The organism is Oligella urethralis DSM 7531, assembly GCF_000372065.1.
Classification (GTDB): Bacteria; Pseudomonadota; Gammaproteobacteria; order Burkholderiales; family Burkholderiaceae_B; genus Oligella; species Oligella urethralis.
Map to the genome: position 1 here is coordinate 202,428 of NZ_AQVB01000001.1, position 23,803 is coordinate 226,230.

Below are 23,803 nucleotides of genomic sequence, written 5' to 3' on the forward strand. Positions count from 1 at the left end.
TATGCAGAAATAATAGGATTTTGCTTATGCAGGAAAATCAATTTGATAGCGATATTATTGTAATTGGTGCGGGTCCCGCCGGTCTTAGCTTTGCTCGCGGCGTGGCGCCCACTGGCTTAAAAATCACCTTGATTGAGAAAAGCCCTGAGTCCGTTTTGGCCGATCCGCCCTATGATGGTCGTGAAATTGCCTTAACTCACACCTCGCGCGAGATTATGCAAAAGCTGGATATGTGGCAGCGGGTTGATGAAAAATCCATTTACTTCCTGCGTGAGGCGCGGGTATTGGATGGTGAGTCTGATTACTCCTTGACCTTTCCGCATCCAAAGCGGGTGCGCGGTCGTGAAATTGATACTTTAGGCTATTTAATTTCCAATTACAATATCCGCCGTGTTGCCTATGAATCGTTGCAGGGTTTTGACAATATCACCTTTCAGACCGGGTTGGGTGTGACGCAGGTCACCACTGGTACTGATAAAGTCACCGTGACCTTAGAGGATAATCGCGTACTGACTGCGCGCATGTTAGTTGCAGCCGACAGCCGTTTTTCTAATACTCGTCGTCAGCTGGGTATTGCGACTGATATGCATGATTTTGGGCGCACTGTGATGGTGTTCCGCACTGAGCATACGGTACCCAATCATGAAATCGCATCGGAGTGCTTTTTCTACGGACGCACCTTGGCATTATTGCCCTTGGGCGACCATATGACAAACTGTGTGGTGACCATTGATTCGCATCGAGCGCAGGAGATTTTAAGTCTTAATCGCGAGGAGCTGGCCGCTGAGATGATGCGTATGCTGAATAATCGCTTTGGTAAGATGAAGGTACTGAGTGATGTGCATACCTATCCTCTAGTCGGAGTGCATGCGCGTAGCTTTGTGGCGCAGCGTAGCGCCTTAATCGGTGATGCTTCTGTGGGTATGCATCCGGTCACTGCGCACGGCTTTAACTTGGGTTTGGGCGGCGCTGACATTTTGGCGACAGTGATTAGTGAAGCCCATACGCGGGGCGAGGACTTTGCCTCTGAGGCGGTGTTAAAGCGCTATGAGCGCAAGCATATGCCACACACCCTGTTTTTATTCCATGGGACTAATGCCATTGTTAAGCTCTTTACTAATGAGCGTGCACCGGCTCGATTGCTACGCTCGGCCGTGGTGCGCTTGAGTAATAATCTACCGCCGGTGAAGTTCTTTATCAGTCGTCAATTAACGGGCTTTTAGTTTTTCCACGGCTAAGACGTAGGGGGCAGGTGCAGCGGTATTTTCAAATTGATAGCGTAGGCTTCGGTAGCGCTCAGTATCAAGCTTGCGAATCCACCGATCCAGGGCTGTTTGCTCATCACGACCCTGTGCATGCCCCGGATAGACCACCACAATCAATACGCCACCTTCTTTTAATAGCCTTAGAGCTTGTTCAATCGCGCTTAAGGTGGTCTCAACCAGGGTGGTAATGGATTTATCCTGTCCTGGTAAATAGCCTAGATTAAAAAGCACCACGGCGACTTCAGTTTCTACCACCTCCTGCATCAACTGATGACCACATAAATGCAATTGACAGCGCTCAACTAAGCCATGTGCTTCTAAGCGTGCTCTGGTGCTTTGGAGGGCTTGTGTTTGTATATCAAAGGCGTGCACCAGCCCCTCAGGCCCTACCCACTGTGCTAACTTCACTGTATCGTGACCATTGCCCATGGTGGCGTCAATCACCGTGTCGCCGAGGGCTATCGCCCGGGCGGCTAAGCTATCGGCAAAATGGATTATCTGAGGCAGTATCAAGGGACCTCTGCTGCGACGAGGTGTCAGCGCTTGCTTGCTAGTCATTATCAATTTCTGTGTGTTGTACTTTTTTGATCTTAGCGCTAATATTACAATGTCACAAATAGTTTAGCTAAATTTTTAAGGAGAATAACATGTTAAAAGCTAATAAATTGAAGCTCAGCGCAGCAGCTGCCGCTCTGTTGACCTTTAGCGCATGTGCTGTTGGTCATGGTAATCACGATCATGGTCATGATATGCATCATGGTGCCCATTCCATGGTTGAATTCACTGGCAAAGAAAGCACCTTGGATAGCGTGGAGTTTAGCCGTTGTTGGGTGCGTTTAGTGCCTGAGCGTCCTTCAGCAGCTTATTTTGAACTAAAAAATACTGGCTCTGAAACGATCACTTTAATTGGTGCCCGTGCTATGAATTTCCACGATGTGATGCTGCACCAGACAGTGGTTAAGGATGGTAGCAGTAAGATGATCAACCTTGAGAAATTGACGCTTGAGCCTGGTCAGACGGCGGTGTTCAAGCCCAAGGATAATCACGTGATGCTAACAGCTGATTCCGCTGATGTGGTCAAGGTGGGTGACAAAATCAACTTGGAATTTAAGTTTGAGGGTGACAAGGTCGCTACCACTGAATGTGTGGTTAAACCGATTAATGCCATTTCCTTTGATTAATTCATAGGGTTAAGGCAGGAGGCGATTCCTGCCTTATTTTTCTAATCAAGTCCTAAATGCACCAATACTGTCTGATTAAAGCGTTGCGGCATCGCCAGGTTCATACCGTGCGTGGCATTTTCTAGGATAGACACGGCGGCTTCAGGCCAGAGTTCACTCAGTTCACGGATGATATGTGGAAAGGGCGCCGGACTCTGAGCGCCACCGATTAAGCTGATCTTGAATTGAGCCAAGGGGGCTAGCGCTTCCTTATCAAATAGCACCGCTTGCTCATACTGTTGCAACTCTAAGGTATTGGCATTGTTACGAACCATGCGCTTAAACCAAGGAACCATCTTGGCCCATGTGCCTTCACCACTCACCGCATCAATAAAGATTTCTAGCCCCTCATCGACGGCACCCGATTGAATTAATTGCAAAGCCGAAGCCTTCCAGTGGATGCCCTCTTGGAGCTCTTGCGGATTGCGCAAGCCCGGATCGGCCAGAACTAAGGAGGCGATATGCTCAGGCGCCTGTTGGGCCATACGTACGGCAACCGCAGCCCCTCTGGAATGACCGAGCAGATGCGCTTTTTCAATCCCTAAGTGCTGTAGTAAATTGAGCAAATCGGCAGCATGCTGCTCTGCACTGAAACCGATGGCTTCAGGCTCATTAAGCGGCCAATAATGCCTTAAGCTAGGGATAATTAGACGACATTTAGCGGCTAAAGTAGGGGCTTGGAAGCGCCAATAGCGGTAGTCGCAAAGTGAGCCATGGATAAGTACCAAGGCCTGACCCTCGCCCTCATCAATAAAGGCTTGTGTCAGACCGTTAATAGATTGTTCTTGTAATTCGGACACTGGAAAATAAAGCTAATTAGTACATTTTTAAGCGTTCTTGGGCAGTATCGGCTGCAGGCGAATTAGGGTACTGCTGAATCACGCGCTGTAGGGTTTGCTTAGAGCCCTCAATATTATTCAGCTCTAATTGACTGCCGGCAACAACTAATAAGGCATCACCCGCTTGTGGATCCTGAGGATAGCTGCTGACCATGCGCTCTAAGCGGCTGATTGCGCCTTGGAAATCACGAATAGCGTAATAGCTGCTGCCCTCATAGAAACGTGCAGCCGGTGTTAAGACACTGCGTGGGTAGGCGCTGGCAAAGTTGTTTAATGCATTTGCCGCCATCTCGTACTCGCCCTGACGGAATAGGTTGATCGCATTATCATAGTCATGCTGCTCATTCGGATCACCTACTTGCGGGTTAGGTCCAAAATCGTCATAGTTTTGCTGTGAAGAAGCTTGCTTCGCTGAATGGTCCAAGCTCTCTAACTGACCGCGTAACTGCGCGATCTCCTTTTGTAAGGCCTGAATCTGGTTGGATAACTCTAAACGTGATAAGCCGGCCATTTTTAATTGTGAGCGCAGCTCTAAGATGGCGCGTCTTGCATCCTCATCTTCAAAAGCCATCGCCGGACTGCTAAAACCGGCACCTAAAATAGCACTGCTGAACACTAGTAAGGAGAGTTGACGTTTAAACATGCTTTACATTCCTTGGTGGTTTATCGTTTTAAGTCGTAAAAGTTGGCTTGTGCTTTGAAAAAGCTACTCTTTATCCTACAGCAATAAGGCTGTTTTGTGATTAATGACTTGTTGCTGTTTGTTGCAAAAATAATGCCACAACTATGGAGTTGCGGCATTATGACAAGCTCAGATCCGAAGATCACTGAAGATCATCGATCCTAGCGGATGTAGTTGATATCCGCGCGACGGTTTTGAGCGTGAGCTTCTTCAGACCAACCCTGAGCGATAGGACGCTCTTTACCGAAGCTGACAGCTTCGATTTGGGCACCGTTAACGCCACGGTTAACTAATTGCTGAGCAACGGCGACTGAACGACGCTGACCTAAGGCTAAGTTGTACTCAGAAGAACCGCGGGCGTCAGTATTACCCTCAATGCGGATGCGCTGCTGAGCGTTAGCAGATAGGTATTGAGCGTGCATTTGTACTAGTGGTAAGTACTGCTCTTCAACATTGTAACGGTCGAAACCGAAGAATACAGAACGTTGTTGAGCTAATGGGCTGTTAGGGTTGAATGGATCCATTACAGCACCAGTCTGTGCGCCAGTTTGACCTGTTGTGTCAGTGGTTGTCTTGGTGGAGCTACACGCAGCTAGAGTAGCAGCTAAAGCAGCAATAGCAAATGTTTTAACGATACGAGATTTCATCGGAAAACTCCTAGTTTTTGATTAAATAAAATTTTTATAATTGCAAACCATATGGTAGCAAAGCTCGAAGACAGCTCGCTAACTCCTCGTGTGAGAACTTACTCACCGCCTTCCCCAAACGCTGGATTATGCTGTAGAGTGCGCACTACCTCTTAAATTAAAATATAACAGGTTTAAAGCATTAAGTGGCGTAAAACCTGCAACAAATTGCGACTCGATGCAAGTTATCAGCGAATGTGTTAGCAAAATATGACAGTTTTATCACAAGACGTATTAAAAAGCTTGCGCTATATCCGCTATTGCTTAATCAACAAATGGTCCCCAGGCGGCACTACTGATGCTGCCAGATGAGGTTGGGATAATTTGTTGATTTGTACCGTCCACATTCACTAAGGCTAAGTTTGAGCCAGAGACGTAAAGAATCTGTACACCATTGGCTGAGAAGCTGGGCGATAAATCGTTAGGACCACGGGTTAGCAGTTGGTCACCACCGCCACCTAAGTTCGTGAGAGCGATTGAATACGCGCCACCTCGCATACTGGAGTTAACTAGTTTTAAACCGTCTGGTGAAATGGCACCGGAAACGTTTTGTGAACCGTTAAAAGTGATTCGGCTAGCACCGCCACCACCTAGGCCAGCACGATAAATCTGCGGGCTGCCACCGCGGTCACTGGTAAAGATAATGCCGCTGCCATTTGGGAAGAAATACGGCTCGGTATCAATTTCTGGTGAATCGGTGATTTGACGGGCACTATCACCACCATTAGCACTGATTAAGAAAATATTAGAAAGACCACTACGACTGAGTGCAACCGCTAATTGGCTACCGTCTGGTGACCATGCCGGGGCACTGTTATTGCCGTGGAAATTAGCTGCAACCGTACGACCGCCAGTGGCAAGATTTTGTACATAAACTACCGGTTTACCTGTTTCAAAGCTAACATAGGCTAGCTTTTGGCCGTCTGGAGACCATTTGGGCGAGATAATCGATGAGTTGGAGGAGGCGACAACTTGAGCGCCTTGACCATCGGCGTCAGCCACATAAAGCTGGTTGCCTGCAACATAGGCAACACGCGTTGAGAAGATACCGCGCACACCGGTTTGATTTTCATAAATTGCATCAGCCACACGGTGAGCCTGACGGCGTAGGTTACTGCCAGTCACTGATTTGCTTTCAATGGTGCTCTGCTGCGTTGGATCGACGAGTCCGTAATTGACCGTAGTGCCGGTGCTAGAACCATAGGCTAAGGGCGTGGCGATTTGGAGGGCATTAATCGCATCCCAGTTAGGTGTGCCGGCTGAGTCTGAGGTCACGGCCTCCACTCGATTAACTTCGAACTCACCTGAGCGCGTCAAGTCAGCTGCCACAATATCAGCAATTTCCTTGCCATTAGGACCGGTAAAGTCAGCGACGGTAATTGGGAATTTGAAATTTTCCTGACCGCTGGATTGCAGCGGTACATAGAGTTGCGCCTGGGCAGCACCGATGCCTAGACTTAGCGCAACAGAGGTCACCAGGCTACCGACGAGGCGGTAAGCAGTTGAGCGCAGACGGTTAGTACTGCGTGGAAGTAATGCTGAAGTCATAGCAAACCATCTCCTAGATAAATGTCTTTGATAAATTGATCAGTTTTATTAAGTTAACATAAAAAGCTGAAGCCACATTAGCGGACGTAATTAAAGTGTCCAGTAAACTTCGAGCTACGAATTGCCGCTGGGTAGTTTTGGCAAGCTTTAAGCGCATTAACCACGGCATTGTCAAAGGCTGCGTTGCCAGAACGACGGGTGATCCGTGCATTCGTGGCTTTTAAATTGGCATTAATCGTCACTTCGTAGTGCGCCGTTAAGCGCTGCGCGCCGCCATAGCGTAATAATGGCTGGACACAACGTTGAATCGCCTGAATCACGGCGTTATTACCACCGCCACCGCCACGTTGGTTTTGTGCATTGCGCCCGCCTTGAATGCCGGCGATGCTATTGATATCACCGCGCATGGCACCGCGTACATCGGCTCCTTGACGATTGGCTTTAGCCTTGGTTTCAGCTGCGGCACGGGCGTCAGCAGCGGCTTTGGCGGCAGCCTTTTTCTTGGCTTCTGCCTCGGCTAAACGTTTTTTCTCAGCGGCTGCCTTACGCTCTTGCTCTTCTTTTTTACGTTGTTCCTCTTGGCGCGCGAGTTCTTGCTTGCGCTTTTCTTCGGCTTCGCGTTTTTTGCGCTCCTCTTCCTGTTTGGCGAGTGCTTGTTTACGCGCTTCCTCTTTTTTGCGCAGTTCTTCTTGCTTAGCCAGCTCTTCTTTGCGTTTGCGCTCTTGTTCTTCTTTTTTGCGTTGTTCCTCTTGGCGCGCGAGTTCTTGCTTGCGTTTTTCTTCGGCTTCACGCTGCTTGCGTTCTTCCTCGCGCTTTTTCTCTAAAGCAATCTCAGGATCTTCCTGTGGTGCTGGCGGAGGCGTTGCCGCGACGGGTGGAGTCACCGCAGGCTCTGGTTCGGGTGCAGGGGCTTCAGGTTCCGCTGCGGGCTCCGGTTCTGGTTCAGGCGTAGGCTCCGGTTCCGGGTCGACTTCGTCCTCATTGACCGTGTCTTCGTCGGCCGGGTCCATGGTGGCTGTTTCAGTGGGCGCTTTAAGAATCTGCTCAGTACCCTCAGCCCAGAGTTCGAGTTGAATTGGTCCTGCCGCTTGCTCAGGCTTTAAGAACAGGCTAGCCACAATCAGCACAATAATAGCTAAGTGAAACACCAAGGAGCCAATCAGGCCCTTGGTATTATCACTATTTTCATAGTACTCGTTAGGATTCTCAAACTTAATCATTGACTATTAAACTATTTTTTGCTGCTTTGATTTTGATTGACCATCAAAGCCAAACGAGTGACGCCGTTAGCACGTAAGGTGTCCATCACTTGCATCACTTCTTCATAGGCAATCTTGCCGTCCGCGGCAATCACCACTGGGGTGTCGGGCTGTTGCAATAACATTTTTACCTCATCCAGTAGCGCCTCTTTGGGGATATTCTGAAAATTAGCGCCGGCATTACGCAGACGAATACTGTAAGCACCGTCTTCTGCAATCTGAATCTCAATTGGCGTGGCCGGTACCTCGGTTGCTTGACCGACTGAAGGTAAATTCACGACCCCCGGCGTAATCATGGGCGCCGTCACCATAAAAATAACTAATAGCACCAGCATGACATCAATGTAGGGGACGACATTAATTTCATTTTTACGGCGTGAGCCGCGCTGGCGGCGTCGTTGATATGTTTTCATCTTAGCGAAGCTGGCGTTGTAAAATATTTAAAAGCTCGTCAGAGAAACTGTCGAAGCGACCGGCGAGAATATCATTTTGAGTACTGAAGTAGTTGTAACCCAACACGGCTGGAATCGCCGCAAATAGACCGATGGCCGTGGCAATCAAGGCCTCAGCAATACCCGGTGCAACCGCTGCCAGGGTGGCATTTACCGCCGTTGATAAGCCGATAAATGAATGCATAATGCCCCACACCGTGCCGAGTAGACCGATATAGGGGCTGACCGAGCCAGTAGAAGCTAAAAAGTTAAGCTTAGCGTCTAAGCTATCAAGCTCGCGCTGTGTGGTTGCCTGCATGGCACGATGGGTGCCGTCGATGATACGCTCACCATCAGTCTGACCACTGCGGCGATGACGTAAAAACTCAGTCATGCCAGCATTAAAAATGCGTGCGAGCGGGCCACTTTGATCTAAATCCTTGCTCACTGATTGATGGAGGTCTGAGAGCTCCTTACTTTGCCAAAAGTGACTTTCAAAATCACGTGTTTGCTGCAAGGCACGTTTAACCTGTAGGTATTTGCTGATCATAATGGCCCACGATACAACGGAGGCAATGACTAAAATCAGCATAATAATTTGCACAGGCAAACTAGCGTTAAGAATTAATGAAGTAACGGACATGGAGGTGTCTGAAGTTTCGATCGGTGGCATAGCGATTAATTATCCTGAACAGAAAGAAATAAACTACGAATATCAGCCGGAATGGGTGCCGGTTTAAAGCTTTGGGTATCGACACAGCAGATCTGGATAGAGCTTTCGACCAAGATCTCGCCATTTCGTTCCGCGATTTGTTCAAAAGAGCAGGAGGAATTACCAACTTTGCTCAATGTGGTGTTAATTTGCAGTAGATCATCAAGCCGTGCGGGGCTGCGGTAACGTAGCTGAGTACCCACCACCACAAAGATGCGTTGTTGCTCCTCGGCAAGTTGCGCTTGATTGACGCCTAAGTTACGTAACCATTCAGTGCGCCCGCGCTCGAAAAATTTTAAATAGTTTGCGTAAAAGACTACGCCCCCAGCATCGGTGTCCTCATAATAAACCCGAACCGGAAGGATAAAGCGTTTGCTCTCGTCCTGATGCGCTTTGGTATCGTTCATAAATAATTAGGATAAATGCAGTAAAAGTCTACGACCTAATGGTGTTAGGCGTAGACTTGCTCAGTAAATAACAGCCTATATTACTTAGTTTTTAAGCTCTGATAAAGCTCTAAAACGTAAGCATTTAAATCAGCTAAGTTGATCTGTTGTGATTCGGCGGCAGCACGTGACTGTACTTCCACCTCCTGCTTAGCTAGGCCTCGTTCACCAATGGTTACACGGATAGGCACACCGATAAGCTCCCATTCGGAGAACATCACGCCAGGACGCACATCACGGTCGTCCAGAATGACCTCTACGCCGGCCTGCAAGAGGCTGTGGTAAAGCTTGCTCGCCTCCTCACGTACCGCCTCGCTTTTACCCCAACCGATGGGGCAAATCACTACTTCAAAGGGAGCGATACTGATGGGCCAGATAATACCTTTATCATCATGGTTTTGCTCAATGGCAGCGGCCACAATACGACTCACGCCGATGCCGTAACAACCCATTTGTAAAGGCTCAGCCTTGCCTTCCTCGTTAAGGAAGGTGGCGTTAAGCGCTTTGGAGTAAACATCGCCTAAGAAGAAGACATGACCTACCTCAATGCCTCGTTGAATTGCTAAGGTGCCACTGCCGTCCAGCGTAGGGTCGCCAGCCACCACATTACGAATATCGGCGACCTCAGGCTCAGCTAAATCACGACCCCAGTTAACGCCGCGTAAGTGGTAGTCCTCCTTATTGGCGCCACAGACCCAGTCGTGCATCTTAGCCACCGTCCGGTCAGCGATCACATGCACTGCTTTACGTGTGTTTAGCGGGCCTAAGAAACCTGGATTGGAGCCGAAGTAGTCACGAATTTCTTCCTCCGTAGCTAGGCGGTAGCCATGTTTAAAGGCGGGTAGTTTGGATACCTTGACCTCATTGACCTCGTGATCACCGCGCACTAATAATAAGTAGATTTGCTCCTGTCCTTCATCGTCTGTGGTATGGAAAACCACAGATTTAACGGTTTGAGCTAAGGGCAACCCTAATAAACCAGCCACTAATTCGCACTTATTAGCATTGGGCGTATGTACTTCAGTCAATTCCTCGCTGGCTGCAGCCCGTTCAGCGATGAGGCAGGGCGCCTCTGCTAATTCGATATTGGCTGCGTAATCAGAATTAGGCGAGTAAACAATCTCATCCTCACCGGTGTCGGCAATCACTTGGAACTCATGGCTGCGGGAACCGCCAATGGAGCCAGTATCGGCAGCCACCGCACGGAAATTAAGGCCTAGACGGGTAAAGATACGCACATAGGCATCGTACATATTGTCATAGGACTTTGCTGCGCCTGCCTCATCCTTGTCAAAGGAATAGGCATCTTTCATGGTGAATTCGCGACCACGCATTAAACCGAAGCGGGGACGGCGCTCATCACGGAATTTAGTTTGGATATGGTAAAAATTGACCGGTAATTGGCGCCAGCTCTTGATCTCGTTACGGGCGATATCGGTAACCACCTCTTCGGAAGTGGGTTGCAGTACGAAATCACGCTGATGACGATCCTTAATCCGCAGTAATTCCGGACCATAGGCATCCCAACGACCGGATTCCTGCCATAACTCGGCAGGTTGTACCACTGGCATCAGTAACTCTAAGGCACCCGCACGATCCATCTCCTCGCGCACAATGGTTTCAACCTTGCGTAATGTTTTGAGCGCTAAGGGCATGTAGGTGTAAATACCGCCAGCTAAGCGGCGAATCATGCCAGCACGAATCATCAGCTTGTGGCTGACAACCTCTGCCTCTGCTGGCGCTTCTTTTAAAGTATTAATATGAAATTTTGACGCTAACATAGCTATGTATAAGATTAAATATAGGAGCTCAGTCGATTCAACAGAATCTTACATTGTATTTAGAATCGGTGTGAAGGTGCAGCTGTCATGTGGAGATTCCAAAAAAAGATGTGCTTGCTAGGTAGATTAATTTTACTTTTGCGGTGGATTGTAGGAAGCTCAACAAAAGAGCCGTATAATTTAGCTTAGTAAAATTGATGATAGGTGGAACCTTATGTTGGATAGGGAAGGTTACCGCCCTAATGTTGGGATTATCTTACTCAACCAAAATAATGAGGTTTTTTGGGCCAAGCGCATTAGAGAGAAGTCTTGGCAGTTTCCTCAAGGTGGCATTCAACGTGGTGAAAGTCCCACCAAAGCGATGTTTCGTGAGCTTTATGAGGAAGTCGGCTTAAAACCTGAGCATGTAAAGATTTTAGGGCGTACACGCACTTGGTTGCGTTATAACGTGCCCGACCATTTTATACGTCGGGATTCAAAAGGTATTTATAAGGGGCAAAAGCAGATTTGGTTTTTGTTGCGCTTGGTGGCGAGTGAGTCTAGTATCAGTCTTAGAGCCAGCGCAACCCCCGAATTTGATGCCTGGAAATGGCATCCTTTTTGGGTGCCCTTAGAAGCGGTGATTGAGTTTAAGCGCACGGTTTACCGAGATGCCTTGGATGAGTTGGTGACCTTGTTGTCGACCGAGGTGGTGGCACAGCGTCCTGGTAGTCTGCATTATGCCTTTAGTTCTGTGCGTGTTAGTAGTCAGGCGCTTGAGCTTAACGTCACTACGGCCAGGACGACCCAGACTAAGTCTAGGGCTGCAGCTCGTACTGCTAAAAAAGCGGCGGCTAAAAGCGGCAGACGCAATCAAAACTACTTACGCCGCCGCCATCAGGCACGCGCCGCTAATAAGCGTAGCGATTAACGCTAGGCACTAGTGGGTGTAGGGCTGGCTTGCTCTTGATGGAGAAGGCCTGCCTCGCTTTGTGCGCCCAGCTCATCGGCTTGCCAGCCACCACCGAGTGCCTTATACAGATCTAGCATGGCTTGCGTTTTAGCAAGATTTAAACTCAATAACTGTGTCTGTAGCTCATTGAGCTGAAGTCGAGCTTCTAATACACGGTCAAGCGTGGCTTCACCATAGTTAAACAACTTTTGGGCTGAGCCGAGCTGGCGTCTAGCGGTGTTGACGGCTTGTTGGAACTGATTTTCTTGAGCTCTTAAATGATATTGTGCTTGATAGGCGCTGTCGACATCGGCTAGTGCATTTAGCACAGCGTGATCATAATCTAATAACGCCGCCTGCAGTTTGGCATCTTTACTGTCAATATTGGCTTGAATACGACCGGCGGTAAAGATCGGTAATTGCACACCTAAACTGATGATATTGGAAAGCCCACGCATGTTTGGCATATCGCTATCTAAGCTGACGATACCACCTTGCCCTAAAAAATTCAGTTTGAAGCGCGGCAGTAAATCCGCTTTAGCGCTGGCTAACTGCGCTGATGAGGCATAGACCAAGGCTTGATTGGCACGTACATCAGGACGGCGATTAAGCACATTGGCAGGTGTTTGACCACTCGGCATGGGCGGTGTTTGATTGGCTAAGCGACGCTTAGTCGGCGCCAGTTTAAAGTGCTGTGGTACCTGACCTGTGAGCACCGCAATGCGACGTTCGGCATCGGCTTTTTGCGCTTCAAAAATCACTCGTGCTGCGGTGGCTGCCTGAATCTGAGTTTCTATCTGTAAGACATCATAAGCTGTCGCCTGAGCCGCATCAAAGCGACCTCTCACATAGCGTAATAAGTCCTGTAATGCTTGGATTTGTTGTGAGCTGAGACTTTGCTTCTCGCCATAGTACATCCATTGGCTATAGTAGTCGGCAATATCGGTACTTAACAGCATTTGCGCCGCATGCCATTGCTCAGCACGGGCAATGGCACCTTGGGTGGCGGCATCTACATCGGCTTGCTTCTGACCAAAGAAATCGGGTTCCCAGCTGGCGGCAATGCCAGCGCTTAGCCCGCCGGCATTGGCATCAAGGTACTTATCGCCAAGCGAGCTGTCGAGGTGGCCGATGGTGTGGCGCAAATCATCGCTTAAAGGATTACGTAGGCGAGCGTTTATACCCATGGCATTGGCGCTTGCACCTACTTGCGGTCCCATATTGGCGCGTGCGGCTCGAGCCATGGCGCGTGCTTCTTCAAGCTTAGCGCGGGTGGCGGCGAGCTCCTTATTGTTTTGCAGTGCGCTTTCGATAAGCTCGCTTAATTGTGGGTCATTCCAGCTTAACCACCAGCGATCCAATGCCACCTGCGCTGTGCCTTGACTTTGTTCAAAGCTGGCAGGTAAGTCGACCTCGCTTTTTAGGTTGATTTGGGTGCTGGAACAAGCGGCTAAAAGCGCAGTACCCAGCAGCAGACAAATAAGTTTTGGTTTAACGTAATTCATTCTAGCTTAACCTTGATTAGCCAACATTTTTTTGAAGCGCGATAAAGCAAAAGCAAAAAATACAATGGCCATCAGACTCATATAAATCAGATTGGGCCACACAGTTTCCAGACCAGCTTGTCGCAGTAACAAGTTCTGTGTGGTCATGGCAAACTGAGTTTGAGGAGAAAATAAGGTGATAATTTGTACCCAGTCCGGCATCCCTTCACGCGGTGATTCGCCCCCAGATAATAAGCGCATAATCACATAGACAGGGATCACCAAGAGACCGAATTGTGGCATTGTTGGAGCAAAGGTGCCCAATAAAATCCCTAAAGAACCAACAGCAAAGAGGAAAATCACCAAGCTCAGCAAAAAGATAGGCACCGAACCCACCAGCGGTACACCTAGCCACAAACTGACGACTAAATATAAGGAGCCAATTGAGGCGGCGGTAATGACAATGGCATTACCAATCACTTTAGAAAGGGCGATTTCTAGCGCATTGACCGGCATCACTAATAAGTGCTCAATGGTGCCACGTTCCTTTTCACGGATAATGGCAGCACCCACCAGTAACATCGCCAGTAAGCCAGCGTTTGCCACAATCTGCATCGGACCCGCAAACCAGGTGTAATCGGCATTTGGGTTAAACAGTACCTTAGTGACTAGGCTCATAGGTAAGCCAGAGAGTGGATGGTCTTTAGAAAAATAAGCGGCTGTTTCAGCGACCACAACTTGCTGTATAAAGGAGGCTCCTAGCCCTGCTTGGCTAACCGCAGTAGCATCAATCAGAAGCTGTAACTCCGGTGCGCGTTGCTGGAGCAAATTTTTTTCATAGTCTTTAGGAATAACTAGGATAAAAATGTATTTACCGTTATTCATGGACTCATCAATCTCGTCTAGATTAATCAGTTCCGGTTTTTTAAAGTAAGGGGGTCTTAAGGCATCGATAATACGCCATGATAAGGGCGATTGATCTTCATTTACCACGGCGACCGAGCCATTTTTTACCTCCACCGCCATGCCTTTAGCGACGGAATAGCTGGCCACCGAGAACATCACAATGATTAAGCCCATCAGCACATAGTCACTGAGTACGCTTTTAAGCTCTTTAATGCAGAGAAACCAGATATTTCTTAGCGTGATCCACATAATTTATTTCTCCTGCTTTTTCAAAAAGATATTTGCTAATAACAAATAACTGATCGCAAAGGCAGTCAGTATCAAATAGTATTTGAAAAAGTCTGGCCAAGAAAGACCTTTAGCAAAGGCACCGATAATGATTTTATGGAACCAAGCACTAGGGAATAACTGAGATACTAACAAATTGGCCCCTTCTAAGGAGGAGACCGGTGTTAGTAAACCGGAAAAGTTGAGCGAGGGGATCATACAGATAATGGCCGAACCGAAAATCGCCGCCACTTGCGAAGTCGCAAAACAAGACACTAATAATCCCAAGGAAGTGGCCACCCAAGCAGCACAAAATGCACCGAAAAATAGGGCGCTAAAGGAGCCGCTAATCGGTACATGTAAGGCGTAAATGGATATCAGCAGTAGCACGTAAAAGCTGAGCATGCTCATAAAAATGTACGGTATCTGCTTACCGATTAAAAACTGCATCACCGTCGCAGGGGAACCGTAGAGGTTCATGATGGAGCCAATTTCACGCTCACGCACCACGCCTAGCGCCGTCATCATGGCAGGAATTAACATCATCGCCATCATCATCATGCCGGGCGTGATGGAGATAATGCTGTTAAAGGCTTGGTTATAGACAAAGCGCGTTTGTAATTGAGCTGAGGCTTCGGGGACCAGACCACGTTGTTGCGCTAAATTCTGGGCGTAACTCGTCATAATACCGATGATATAGCCTTTGACGTTTTCACCAGAAAAGGGCATGGAACCATCCACATAAAAGGATAGTTCGGGCCGTTGTTGCATCAATAATTGGCGACCAAAATCGGGCGGAATCTCTATCACTAAGCGGATTTTGCCACTTTTAATAATCGCCTCATAATCCTCGTCACTATGGAGTATGGCTCGTTCCTTAAAGTAGGGGGAACTGCTGAACTCAGCAATTAACTCATGACTGATTTGACTTTGATCCTGGTCATATACCGCATAGCCGATATTGCGTACATCAAAGGTAATGCCTAAGGAGGAAAAGACCACTAAGATCACGGGACCTAACAAGACGAAGAGTAAGCGCACGGGATCGCGTAGTAGCTCCTTATTTTCACGTGCGGCAAAGGCCAAGATATTGTTCAATGTTTTGCTGCGGCGTTTGCGGCTTTGCTGATTTGTGTCGCTGTCTTTAAAGGCCGATTTTACGGTATTGTTATCCTGCTTGGACTCTGTCGTTTGCTTGCCGTCCTTGCTTGCTTCCGCTTGCTCCAGATAGGCGATAAAGGCCTCTTCAAGGTTTGAGGCATTTTGTGCGGCCACCAGTTTCTCAGGTGTGTCTTGTGCTAGCACCTTACCCTGATGCATAAAGGAGATGCGATCGCACCAACCGGCCTCATTCATAAAGTGGGTAGAAACGAAAATTGTAATCCGGTCTTCGCGCGACAGACTGATCAAATAATCCCAGAACATATCGCGGGCCTCGGGATCGACCCCGGAAGTGGGCTCATCCAGAATCAGTACTTCAGGCTTGTGTAAACAAGCCGCTGCCAGCTGCAGGCGTTGCTTTAAGCCCAGGGACAGTGCGGAGGGAAATTCGTCCTGATACTCTTTAATCTTAAACTTTGTTAGCGCCTCTTCAACCGCTTCCGCACCTGCTTTGCCTTCAAGTTGATAGAGCTTGGCGTGTAATTCCAAGTTAGCACGCACCGTCAGCTCTTCGTACAAAGAGAAGCTTTGTGACATATAACCCACTTTTAGGCGTGTTTGAATATCACCGGCGTCAGTGGGTTGACCCAGTAACTCAGCCGTGCCGGAGGTGGGCTCCAATAGACCGGTCAACATCTTCATCGTGGTGGATTTACCACAACCGTTGGAACCTAGGAAGCCGAAGATTTCGCCTCGAGGAATTTCAAAACTGACATTGTCTACGGCGGTAAAATTACCGAATTTCTTGGTTAGATTAACCGCTTTGATGGCCGGTGGCTCATCCGGAAGTGGTTCAAAGGGCGGGATATTATCAAAGTCGAAGTAATGATCGCGCTCAGGTAATAACTTGACGTAAGCCTCTTCGAGGGTTTTACTAGCGGTATCCTCAAGGACTTTGGGGGTGGCATCCGCGGCTAAGATTTCGCCAGCATTCATCGCCACTAAGTATTCAAATTGCTCTGCCTCTTCAATATAAGCGGTGGAGACAATCACTGTCATGCCCTCAAACTCTGCGCGTAACTCCGCGACTAAATCCCAGAATTGACGACGAGATAAGGGATCGACGCCAGTCGTGGGTTCATCCAGAATTAATAATTCTGGATCATTAATCAGCGCACAACAAAGGCTGAGCTTTTGCTTCATACCACCGGATAACTTACCAGCTGGTCGATCGGGGAAGGGATCTAAGGAAGTAGCCTTTAAAAGGCGAGCAATTTTCTGTTCACGCTCGCGACGACTCAGGCCGTATAAGTTGGCGTGGAACTCAATGTTTTCTTTGATACTAAGGGTAGGGTAGAGATTTTTACCCAAACCCTGCGGCATAAAGGCGACTCGGTAGGCATTAGCTTCGCGCTCACGTCGCTTATCCACCTGGTTGCCCAACACCGTGACCGCACCACTTTGTAATACCTTGACCCCGGCAATCAATGACATTAAGGTGGATTTTCCGACCCCGTCGGGACCGATTAAGCCCACGGTGACACCGCGCTCAATCTTAAGGCTCACGTCCTTTAGGGCTTGGGTTTTGCCATAGTAATGGCTGACACTCTCAACCTCAACCGCATAGGTCTTATGCTCTGAGGGTGTGGTTTGATGCGTAGGCATGGTGATGGTGTAGGGTTGCGTTTAATTTGTTTGAGGTAATTTCACCTCAAGTTCTGCTGGCCATTGTTCAGCCTCAGTTCTGACATAGCCCATGCCAGTGAGACCACTTTTTAGATGGTCTTGATGTGCTACGGTGATATCAGACGGAATTCTCAGTTCCACGCGATACATCAACTTTTGACGTTCAGCAGCCGTTTCAACAGTTTTAGGGGTAAATTGAGCTTGTGCGGAAATAAAGCTGATGTTGGCAGGCCAGACATAGTCTTGACCGTCCAATTGAATCCGCGCTTCAGCGCCAAGAGAAAGCTTGCCGATAGTCTCTGTGGGCAAATAAATAAACATACGTGTATCACTGGGATCAAGTAAGCTCACAACCGGGTGACCAGCGGCGACGACATTGCCCGGGTGTGCAAAGCGGTATTCGACCGTGCCGTCAATCGGGGCTTTAATCACCAGATCACGGGTGGTGGCAGCAGAAGCCTTAATTTGGGCTTGGGCCTGTTGTACAGCCGCCTCAGCTTGGGCTTTGGCCGCTTTAGCTGCCTCAACTGCGGCGGTTTGCGCACTGACAGCGATTTGACGTTTATTCAATTCGGTGGCGGAAATTAAACGCTCGCGACGTAGTGAGTTGGCATTCGTCAGCTCGATTTGTGCTAAGCGCAATTGCTCTTCATGTGCCTGGATCTCAGCCTCGGCTTGGGCTACTGCTCGCTCGGCTTGAGTGCGTTGGGCCGTAGCCGCATCTAATTGACTATCATATTGATCGGAAGCGAGGGAAACTAAGTTATCGTCCTGTTTAACCCTTTCGCCCTCACGCACATAAACATGCTCGACGCGACCCGCATATAAGCCAGAGACATCCACTCGTTCAAGCTGCAAGCGCCCATTGGAGCGGGCGATGCCCTCAGGTTCCTTATTTAGCTGCTGATGGTTGTAATAATAGGCACCGGCACCGGCGGCAATAAGCAAAATAAGTATGAATAACCAAGATTTTTTCATGAGATTAATGCACTTTGTTGCAAAAAGAAGATGAGCATTAAGCGCTAGGAAGCCGCTTCAGGATGAACTAAGCTAGTTTCGAAGTCGCGCAGATAGTCGTCAAAACTCATTGTATCGCTTTTTTCCTTCGCTAGGTAGGATTGTAACGAAGCTTCGGATTCTGCCACCAATGCCTGCTTCACCTCAGCCGGCAGCTTTAAAGCGCGTAGACGGTCGGAGTGCTGCAGGCTGTTTTGCTTGGTGAATTCATTAAAACTGAGACCGCTATCACGAACCGCTTGTTGATAGCGTGCGGCTGGGGTTAAGGCAATGTCCTCAAGTTTTGCTTGCTGCGCAGCTAGCGCTTGACGGTGAGCAGTCGTTTGATACACCTTATCCAAAAGCTCGGCATAGGGAGCAAGGGCCTCGATAATTTCTAAACCCCACGCCTTTAAGGTGATAGGCTGGCCGTGGCGTTGTAGTGTTAATCCTGGCTTACGACCCTCAGTCACAACCTGCTTGAAGTTGTTGTCAGTTTCATCACAATCGTCTTCAGCATCAAAGCGTGGACTGTGACTGACGGCACAATAGAGTAGGAAAGTATCGAGGAAGTAAGCGCTTTGTGAGCTGATGCCGGTAGGCTCAAAGGGATCCACATCCATACAACGCACCTCAACATACTGTACGCCACGCTTAATCAGTGCATTATTAGGGCGCTCCCCAGGCTTAGTCGTGCGCTTAGGGCGGATACTGGCGTAGTACTCATTTTCAATTTGCAGCATATTAGTATTGAGCTGAATCCATTCGCCCTCCCGATGGGTGCCGATTTTTTCATAGGCCGGCCAAGGGCGTGTTACTGCGTTATAAATCAATGATACATAGCTCTCGATACGGTTATAGCAGGTGCGGATATTGGCCTGGGCTTCACTGGTATAGCCTAAATCGCTCATGCGTAAGCTAGTTGCATAGGGCAAATACAGACTGCTGTCATCAAAGTCTAGCAGCTGATGCGGCGCTTGCCCTACGAAACTACGATTAATAATGGGTGAGGCACCAAATAAATACATTAATAACCAGCTTTGGCGCTTGAAATTACGAATTAAACTCATGTAGCCGACGGATTGACGCTCCTTGGCATCTTCAATGCTCGGCTCTAGGTGCTGCCATATCGCTTCTGGTAAGGAGAAGTTATAGTGAATACCGGCAATACACTGCATCGCTTTGCCGTAGCGCTCCGCTAAGCCGCGACGATAGACATGCTTGAGCATACCCTCATTGGAATGGCCATACCAAGCAATGGGAATGAGCTCCTCGGGTGGCAGTTCACAAGGAATGGATTGCATCCATAGGGATTGCTCACCGATATTTTGTAAAACAAAGCCATGAATGTGTTCTAAGCTTCTAAACAAGCTTTCAACATCATGAAAGGGCTTAGTTACCAACTCCATCAATGCTTCAGAGTAGTCGGTCGTAATATGTGGGTGAGTTAAGGTGGCACCAAGCGCTTGGGGGTGGCTGTCCAAGGCATAATCACCGTGGGCATCAATGCGCAGTGCCTCTCGCTCAATGCCTCTGCTAATCTGCTTTAGTAAGTCCTGCTGCGCTTTGATTATTGTAAACTTAGACACAAATCAATCCTGTGATATGAAACTCAAAATAGTATATAAGGCATATCTTAGCCTTAACGAGATCCTGTCATTGTAATTCTTTAAGCAAGATGGATTGATTAACCGCTGCTCTCGTTATAATTTAATTTTCTGTTGCCTTGCGTCGTCAATGCATTTTTTATCATGTATAAAAGCGCTTTTCAAAAATTCGCAGTCTGCTGCTTGAGTTGCTGTCTTTGTTTATTGCTGGTTGCTTGTCAGGATCGCACGTGGCATCAGCAGAAGCTAACTGTCGGTCCTTATCAGATCGAGGCTGCTTTTCCTACCGCACCGCGTATGTCCGAACAAGCATATCATTTATTGGATGAGCAGCAGGAGGCGCCGATTCAACGGGTGCAATGGACTGCGGTAGCGGGGCAAAGTAGCTTTAATCTCAGTTATTTGCTGGTGCCTGAGCATTTAGATCCGGTGGCCGTTGCTCAGGCGCTTTTACGCAGCATGCGTTTAAAGCGTGATCCACGATTAGTATCGGCGCCAAGTGAGTTTGTGGCGGCCTTTGAGCAGGACTTGCCAGCACTAGGTGAGGAGTTTAGTATCACCCTCGCCGTGGATAGCAAGCTGATGCTGGCTCAGGCCAAGGTGTTACAACAGGGGCAGTTGATTGTGCAGCTTTATACAACCGGTGCGGAGAACGATAAAAACTTCCTTCAGCAAAGCAAGCGCTTTTTTGAGGAGCTGAAAATTGGTGCTACAATCGATTAGTTTAGTCTGAGCGTTTTTTCAGACAGCTTGTATTTGACGCCGATTTGTTTGCTTGCGGGCGTCTAAAAATCCTGCTAAAAAGGTTTAATTATTCCTATGTCTAACAGCATTCCCCAATCTTCAGTCTGCCTAGTGCGGCCGGAGTATATTTCTTTTAGTGAAGCCTTGGTATTAAGTAGCGGCAAGTCCTTGCCCGAATATACTTTAGCCGTTGAAACGTACGGTCAATTAAATGAGGATCGCAGCAATGCGGTACTGATTTGCCATGCGCTTAACGCCTCCCATCATGTCGCCGGTATCAATGCCGATGATCCTAAGGATATCGGGTGGTGGGACAATATGGTGGGTCCCGGTAAACCGGTGGATACTAATAAGTTCTATGTGATAGGGATTAATAATCTTGGCTCTTGCTTTGGTTCAACTGGGCCAGCTAGTATTAATCCCCGTACCAATCAGCCTTGGGGCGCCTCTTTTCCGATGGTGACGGTGGAGGATTGGGTAAATGCCCAAGCCCGTTTGGCGGATTATTTCGGGATTAGGCAATTTGCGGCCGTGATGGGCGGTTCCTTAGGTGGTATGCAGGCCTTAAGCTGGGCGATTCAATGGCCAGAGCGGGTGGATCATTGCGTGGTGATTGCCAGTACCCCTAGTTTATCGGCGCAAAATATCGCTTTTAACGAGGTAGCCCGCCGTGCCATTACCACCGATCCAGAATTTCATCAGGGTAATTTTTATGCCTTTGATACAGTGCCTCGGGCCGGTTTGTCGGTGGCACGGATGCTAGGTCATATTACGTATTTATCGGATGACGATATGGCCGAGAAGTTTGGTCGTGACCGTCGTAATTATGCTGAAGATGGTCGTTATAACTACGGCTTTGACGTAGAGTTTGAAGTGGAGTCCTATTTACGTTATCAGGGCGAGAAATTTTCCAAGTACTTTGATGCCAATACCTATTTATTAATTACCCGTGCCTTGGATTATTTTGATCCGGCTCGTAGATATGGTGGGGGTGATTTAGCCAAGGCCTTGGCGCATCTACAATCCCGTTTTTTAACCGTGTCCTTTACCACTGATTGGCGTTTCCCGCCATCCATGAGTAGAGAACTGGTACAGGCCTTATTAAAAAATCAGCATGAGGTCACTTATGCTGAAATTGATGCCCCACATGGACATGATGCCTTTTTATTGGATAACCCGACTTACCATGGGGTCGTGCGCGGTTATTTTGAGAAAATCGCCAAGGAGCGCGCCTTATGAGCCAGCAAACGATTCGTGTAGACCTTCAGGAAATGGCCGATTGGATTCCGAGTAATAGCCGTGTGTTGGACTTAGGCTGTGGTACTGGGGATTTATTGAATTATCTTAACCACCATAAAAAGGTGACCGGTGTCGGCGTTGAAATTAATAATGAACGGGTTATCCGCTGTGTAGAAAAGGGCGTGCCGGTGGTGCAACAAAACCTGGAAGACGGCTTGGCACTTTTTGATTGTAAGCAGTTTGATGTGGTGGTGCTGTCGCAGACGCTACAAGCCATGCTTAATACTGAGCATATTTTGCGTGAAATGGCACGGGTGGCGGATTATGGCATCGTCTCTTTTCCTAACTTCGGTCATTGGACGCATTGGTGGTCGATTTTTCAGGGGCGTATGCCAGTTACTGGGCAAATGCCTTATGAATGGTATAACACGCCTAATATTCACCTCTGCACGTTAAAAGACTTTGAGGCCTTGGCGGAGCATTTGGGATTACGCATTATTAAGCGCTCTACCTACAATAACTGTAAGCGCGTCGGCTTTTTACCGAGTTGGCGTAGTTCTTTAGCGGTTTACTACTTTAAAACCCCGCGCGCTGAAGCCATCGCCAGTGACAAGGTCGTTGCCTAAGGAATGATCAGCGTGTTTGCTAAATACATTCAACCCTATTTAAGTCCGCGAGTCTTACCGCTATTTTTACTGGGGATTGCCAGTGGTTTGCCTTTGGCCTTATCAGGTGGCACGTTCCAGGCTTGGGCTACGGTGTCTAATGTCTCGTTGCAGCAAATTGGTTTTTTGACCTTAGTCGGTATGGCCTATACCTTTAAGTTTGTATGGGCTCCCTTGATCGATCGCTATGTACCACCGTTTATGGGTCGCAGACGGGGTTGGATGGCGCTGACGCAGCTTGGTATTGCCACAGTCTTGGTGTTGATGGGTTTATTAAATCCAGCTGAGCATCTTTTATTGTTGGCCGTGTTGGCAACCTTATTGGCTTTTTTATCAGCCACTCAGGATATTGCCTTTGATGCCTATAGTACTGAGGTATTACAAGCCGAGGAGCGCGCCGCAGGCGCAGCGATTCGTACCTTGGGGTACCGCGTGGGGATGATTGTTTCTGGCGGTCTAGCCTTGATATTGGCACCTTTATGGTTGGGTTGGGGCGGCACCTATATGCTCATGGGGGCGATAATGGCCTTGTGTGCCGTGGCTAGTTTTTTGGCCCCTGAACCACATGAGGTACAGCAACCGCGCACCTTGGAGGAGGCATTTGTTCTACCTTTTAAGGAGTTTTTCTCGCGTCCTGAGGCGTGGGCTTTATTACTGCTCATCGTTTTATATAAATTAGGTGATGCCTTTGCTGGTGCCTTATCAACGACGTTTTTAATTCGTGGCGCTGGTTTTGCGCCGGAACTGATCGGCACCGTGAATAAGATTCTAGCCGTGGTGGCAACCATTATTGGCGCCTTAATTGGCGGCTCCCTAATGAGTCAATGGGGCACCTACCGTTCTTTAATGATTTTTGGTGTGTTGCAGGCAATCTCGAATTTTGGTTATTACGTGGTCGCCATGTTCCCCGGCAATGTCCCCGTTATGGCGGTTGCCGTGGGCATTGAAAATATCTGCGGTGGCTTAGGTACGGCTGCTTTTGTGGCACTGGTTATGGGCCTATGTGATGTGCGCTATACGGCAACCCAATTTGCCCTACTGACCGCATTAGCCAGCGTGGGTCGAGTGTTTTTGGCGGGACCACTGACACCGCCGATCGTGGCCTCTTTAGGGTGGGCTAATTTTTATTTAATTACCGTGCTAATTGCCTTGCCGGGATTGTTTTTACTGCGCTTTTATAGGGATCGCATTGAGCGTATTGATGCGTATAAAGCCGTGGCAGAGGCAGCGCAAGGCGCAGAACAGAGCAAAGCTTAAACCTAGGGATAACCCCAAATTGCCTCGCTTATCGTAAGTCTCTATTTAAAA

The 23,803-nt window shown here is 48.4% G+C and carries 22 protein-coding genes; 7 read left to right on the forward strand and 15 right to left on the reverse strand.

Features of this window, described 5'->3' with window-relative positions; all coding sequences use genetic code 11:
• Positions 1-26: 26 nt before the first annotated feature.
• Positions 27-1,223 carry a 5-demethoxyubiquinol-8 5-hydroxylase UbiM gene (ubiM, locus tag A3GA_RS0100915; RefSeq protein ID WP_018025500.1) on the forward strand — a complete coding sequence of 399 codons (1,197 nt, stop codon included), beginning with the start codon at positions 27-29 and terminating at the stop codon, positions 1,221-1,223.
• Here the strand turns inward: ubiM and mnmM are convergent.
• Positions 1,209-1,823 (reverse strand): tRNA 5-(aminomethyl)-2-thiouridylate-methyltransferase MnmM, encoded by a 615-nt coding sequence (mnmM, locus tag A3GA_RS0100920; protein ID WP_018025501.1) that lies wholly within the window; start codon positions 1,821-1,823, stop codon positions 1,209-1,211. The two genes, ubiM and mnmM, sit on opposite strands and share 15 nt — an antisense overlap.
• 89 nt (positions 1,824-1,912) lie before the next feature.
• Between mnmM and A3GA_RS0100925 the strand changes: the two genes are divergently transcribed.
• Positions 1,913-2,446: a copper chaperone PCu(A)C gene (locus tag A3GA_RS0100925; protein WP_018025502.1), complete on the forward strand. Its 534-nt coding sequence runs from the start codon at positions 1,913-1,915 to the stop codon at positions 2,444-2,446.
• Positions 2,447-2,487: 41 nt separating this feature from the next.
• Here A3GA_RS0100925 and A3GA_RS0100930 read toward each other — a convergent pair whose 3' ends face one another.
• The 9 genes from A3GA_RS0100930 to A3GA_RS0100970 form a co-directional block, all read right to left on the reverse strand.
• Complete coding sequence (locus tag A3GA_RS0100930) at positions 2,488-3,285, reverse strand: alpha/beta fold hydrolase (RefSeq protein ID WP_018025503.1); 798 nt, start codon at positions 3,283-3,285, stop codon at positions 2,488-2,490.
• Positions 3,286-3,301: 16 nt separating this feature from the next.
• Entirely contained in the window at positions 3,302-3,967 is a 666-nt protein-coding gene (ybgF, locus tag A3GA_RS0100935) for a tol-pal system protein YbgF (RefSeq protein WP_018025504.1), read from the reverse strand.
• 200 nt (positions 3,968-4,167) lie between these two features.
• On the reverse strand, positions 4,168-4,653 hold the full coding sequence (gene pal, locus A3GA_RS0100940) for a peptidoglycan-associated lipoprotein Pal (protein ID WP_018025505.1): 486 nt from the start codon (positions 4,651-4,653) through the stop codon (positions 4,168-4,170).
• 303 nt (positions 4,654-4,956) lie between these two features.
• Positions 4,957-6,240, reverse strand: coding sequence for a Tol-Pal system beta propeller repeat protein TolB (tolB, locus tag A3GA_RS0100945; RefSeq protein ID WP_018025506.1), 1,284 nt, complete (start codon positions 6,238-6,240; stop codon positions 4,957-4,959).
• Between the two features lie 77 nt (positions 6,241-6,317).
• Positions 6,318-7,460 carry a cell envelope integrity protein TolA gene (gene tolA, locus A3GA_RS0100950; RefSeq protein WP_018025507.1) on the reverse strand — a complete coding sequence of 381 codons (1,143 nt, stop codon included), beginning with the start codon at positions 7,458-7,460 and terminating at the stop codon, positions 6,318-6,320.
• Between the two features lie 11 nt (positions 7,461-7,471).
• The gene (gene tolR, locus A3GA_RS0100955; RefSeq protein ID WP_018025508.1) at positions 7,472-7,912 is read right to left on the reverse strand and encodes a protein TolR; all 441 of its coding nucleotides are present in this window, start codon (positions 7,910-7,912) and stop codon (positions 7,472-7,474) included.
• 1 nt (position 7,913) lies between these two features.
• Entirely contained in the window at positions 7,914-8,603 is a 690-nt protein-coding gene (gene tolQ / locus A3GA_RS0100960) for a protein TolQ (protein WP_018025509.1), read from the reverse strand.
• Positions 8,604-8,608: 5 nt separating this feature from the next.
• A complete protein-coding gene (ybgC, locus tag A3GA_RS0100965; protein WP_018025510.1) occupies positions 8,609-9,049 on the reverse strand; it encodes a tol-pal system-associated acyl-CoA thioesterase in 441 nt (146 codons plus the stop codon).
• An 80-nt stretch (positions 9,050-9,129) separates the two neighbouring features.
• The gene (locus A3GA_RS0100970; RefSeq protein WP_018025511.1) at positions 9,130-10,869 is read right to left on the reverse strand and encodes a proline--tRNA ligase; all 1,740 of its coding nucleotides are present in this window, start codon (positions 10,867-10,869) and stop codon (positions 9,130-9,132) included.
• Between the two features lie 214 nt (positions 10,870-11,083).
• Here A3GA_RS0100970 and A3GA_RS0100975 point away from each other — a divergent pair, with 214 nt between their 5' ends.
• Positions 11,084-11,779: an RNA pyrophosphohydrolase gene (locus tag A3GA_RS0100975; RefSeq protein ID WP_018025512.1), complete on the forward strand. Its 696-nt coding sequence runs from the start codon at positions 11,084-11,086 to the stop codon at positions 11,777-11,779.
• 2 nt (positions 11,780-11,781) lie between these two features.
• Here the strand turns inward: A3GA_RS0100975 and A3GA_RS0100980 are convergent, their stop codons facing one another.
• The 5 genes from A3GA_RS0100980 to gshA are packed head-to-tail and all read right to left on the reverse strand — an operon-like array spanning position 11,782 to position 19,829.
• Positions 11,782-13,305, reverse strand: a complete 1,524-nt coding sequence (locus tag A3GA_RS0100980; protein ID WP_018025513.1) for an efflux transporter outer membrane subunit — start codon at positions 13,303-13,305, stop codon at positions 11,782-11,784.
• 6 nt (positions 13,306-13,311) lie between these two features.
• Positions 13,312-14,439, reverse strand: a complete 1,128-nt coding sequence (locus tag A3GA_RS0100985) for an ABC transporter permease (RefSeq protein WP_018025514.1) — start codon at positions 14,437-14,439, stop codon at positions 13,312-13,314.
• A gap of 3 nt (positions 14,440-14,442) precedes the next feature.
• On the reverse strand, positions 14,443-17,223 hold the full coding sequence (rbbA, locus tag A3GA_RS0100990; RefSeq protein ID WP_018025515.1) for a ribosome-associated ATPase/putative transporter RbbA: 2,781 nt from the start codon (positions 17,221-17,223) through the stop codon (positions 14,443-14,445).
• A gap of 21 nt (positions 17,224-17,244) precedes the next feature.
• Complete coding sequence (locus A3GA_RS0100995) at positions 17,245-18,222, reverse strand: HlyD family secretion protein (protein WP_018025516.1); 978 nt, start codon at positions 18,220-18,222, stop codon at positions 17,245-17,247.
• 44 nt (positions 18,223-18,266) lie between these two features.
• Positions 18,267-19,829 (reverse strand): glutamate--cysteine ligase, encoded by a 1,563-nt coding sequence (gene gshA, locus A3GA_RS0101000; RefSeq protein WP_018025517.1) that lies wholly within the window; start codon positions 19,827-19,829, stop codon positions 18,267-18,269.
• A gap of 162 nt (positions 19,830-19,991) precedes the next feature.
• Between gshA and A3GA_RS0101005 the strand changes: the two genes are divergently transcribed.
• The 4 genes from A3GA_RS0101005 (at position 19,992) to A3GA_RS0101020 (ending at position 23,752) form a co-directional block, all read left to right on the forward strand.
• Positions 19,992-20,570 carry a hypothetical protein gene (locus A3GA_RS0101005; protein ID WP_018025518.1) on the forward strand — a complete coding sequence of 193 codons (579 nt, stop codon included), beginning with the start codon at positions 19,992-19,994 and terminating at the stop codon, positions 20,568-20,570.
• 96 nt (positions 20,571-20,666) lie between these two features.
• Positions 20,667-21,830, forward strand: a complete 1,164-nt coding sequence (gene metX, locus A3GA_RS0101010; protein WP_040613917.1) for a homoserine O-succinyltransferase MetX — start codon at positions 20,667-20,669, stop codon at positions 21,828-21,830.
• The gene (metW, locus tag A3GA_RS11130) at positions 21,827-22,456 is read left to right on the forward strand and encodes a methionine biosynthesis protein MetW (RefSeq protein WP_018025520.1); all 630 of its coding nucleotides are present in this window, start codon (positions 21,827-21,829) and stop codon (positions 22,454-22,456) included. Before metX ends, metW begins: the two co-directional genes overlap by 4 nt.
• 3 nt (positions 22,457-22,459) lie before the next feature.
• Entirely contained in the window at positions 22,460-23,752 is a 1,293-nt protein-coding gene (locus A3GA_RS0101020; RefSeq protein ID WP_026156726.1) for an AmpG family muropeptide MFS transporter, read from the forward strand.
• The last annotated feature ends 51 nt before the right edge of the window (positions 23,753-23,803 follow it).

Excerpts from the sequence above, each read along its gene's own strand:
- A3GA_RS0101005 (WP_018025518.1), top strand. The coding sequence starts at position 19,992 with ATGTATAAAAGCGCTTTTCAAAAATTCGCAGTCTGCTGCTTGAGTTGC.
- tolR (WP_018025508.1), bottom strand. The coding sequence starts at position 7,912 with ATGAAAACATATCAACGACGCCGCCAGCGCGGCTCACGCCGTAAAAAT.
- metX (WP_040613917.1), top strand. The coding sequence starts at position 20,667 with ATGTCTAACAGCATTCCCCAATCTTCAGTCTGCCTAGTGCGGCCGGAG.
- tolA (WP_018025507.1), bottom strand. The coding sequence starts at position 7,460 with ATGATTAAGTTTGAGAATCCTAACGAGTACTATGAAAATAGTGATAAT.
- tolQ (WP_018025509.1), bottom strand. The coding sequence starts at position 8,603 with ATGCCACCGATCGAAACTTCAGACACCTCCATGTCCGTTACTTCATTA.
- A3GA_RS0100995 (WP_018025516.1), bottom strand. The coding sequence starts at position 18,222 with ATGAAAAAATCTTGGTTATTCATACTTATTTTGCTTATTGCCGCCGGT.
- A3GA_RS0100975 (WP_018025512.1), top strand. The coding sequence starts at position 11,084 with ATGTTGGATAGGGAAGGTTACCGCCCTAATGTTGGGATTATCTTACTC.
- A3GA_RS0100970 (WP_018025511.1), bottom strand. The coding sequence starts at position 10,869 with ATGTTAGCGTCAAAATTTCATATTAATACTTTAAAAGAAGCGCCAGCA.
- metW (WP_018025520.1), top strand. The coding sequence starts at position 21,827 with ATGAGCCAGCAAACGATTCGTGTAGACCTTCAGGAAATGGCCGATTGG.
- A3GA_RS0100980 (WP_018025513.1), bottom strand. The coding sequence starts at position 13,305 with ATGAATTACGTTAAACCAAAACTTATTTGTCTGCTGCTGGGTACTGCG.
- ybgC (WP_018025510.1), bottom strand. The coding sequence starts at position 9,049 with ATGAACGATACCAAAGCGCATCAGGACGAGAGCAAACGCTTTATCCTT.
- ybgF (WP_018025504.1), bottom strand. The coding sequence starts at position 3,967 with ATGTTTAAACGTCAACTCTCCTTACTAGTGTTCAGCAGTGCTATTTTA.
- A3GA_RS0101020 (WP_026156726.1), top strand. The coding sequence starts at position 22,460 with ATGATCAGCGTGTTTGCTAAATACATTCAACCCTATTTAAGTCCGCGA.
- mnmM (WP_018025501.1), bottom strand. The coding sequence starts at position 1,823 with ATGACTAGCAAGCAAGCGCTGACACCTCGTCGCAGCAGAGGTCCCTTG.
- pal (WP_018025505.1), bottom strand. The coding sequence starts at position 4,653 with ATGAAATCTCGTATCGTTAAAACATTTGCTATTGCTGCTTTAGCTGCT.
- tolB (WP_018025506.1), bottom strand. The coding sequence starts at position 6,240 with ATGACTTCAGCATTACTTCCACGCAGTACTAACCGTCTGCGCTCAACT.
- A3GA_RS0100985 (WP_018025514.1), bottom strand. The coding sequence starts at position 14,439 with ATGTGGATCACGCTAAGAAATATCTGGTTTCTCTGCATTAAAGAGCTT.
- rbbA (WP_018025515.1), bottom strand. The coding sequence starts at position 17,223 with ATGCCTACGCATCAAACCACACCCTCAGAGCATAAGACCTATGCGGTT.
- A3GA_RS0100925 (WP_018025502.1), top strand. The coding sequence starts at position 1,913 with ATGTTAAAAGCTAATAAATTGAAGCTCAGCGCAGCAGCTGCCGCTCTG.
- ubiM (WP_018025500.1), top strand. The coding sequence starts at position 27 with ATGCAGGAAAATCAATTTGATAGCGATATTATTGTAATTGGTGCGGGT.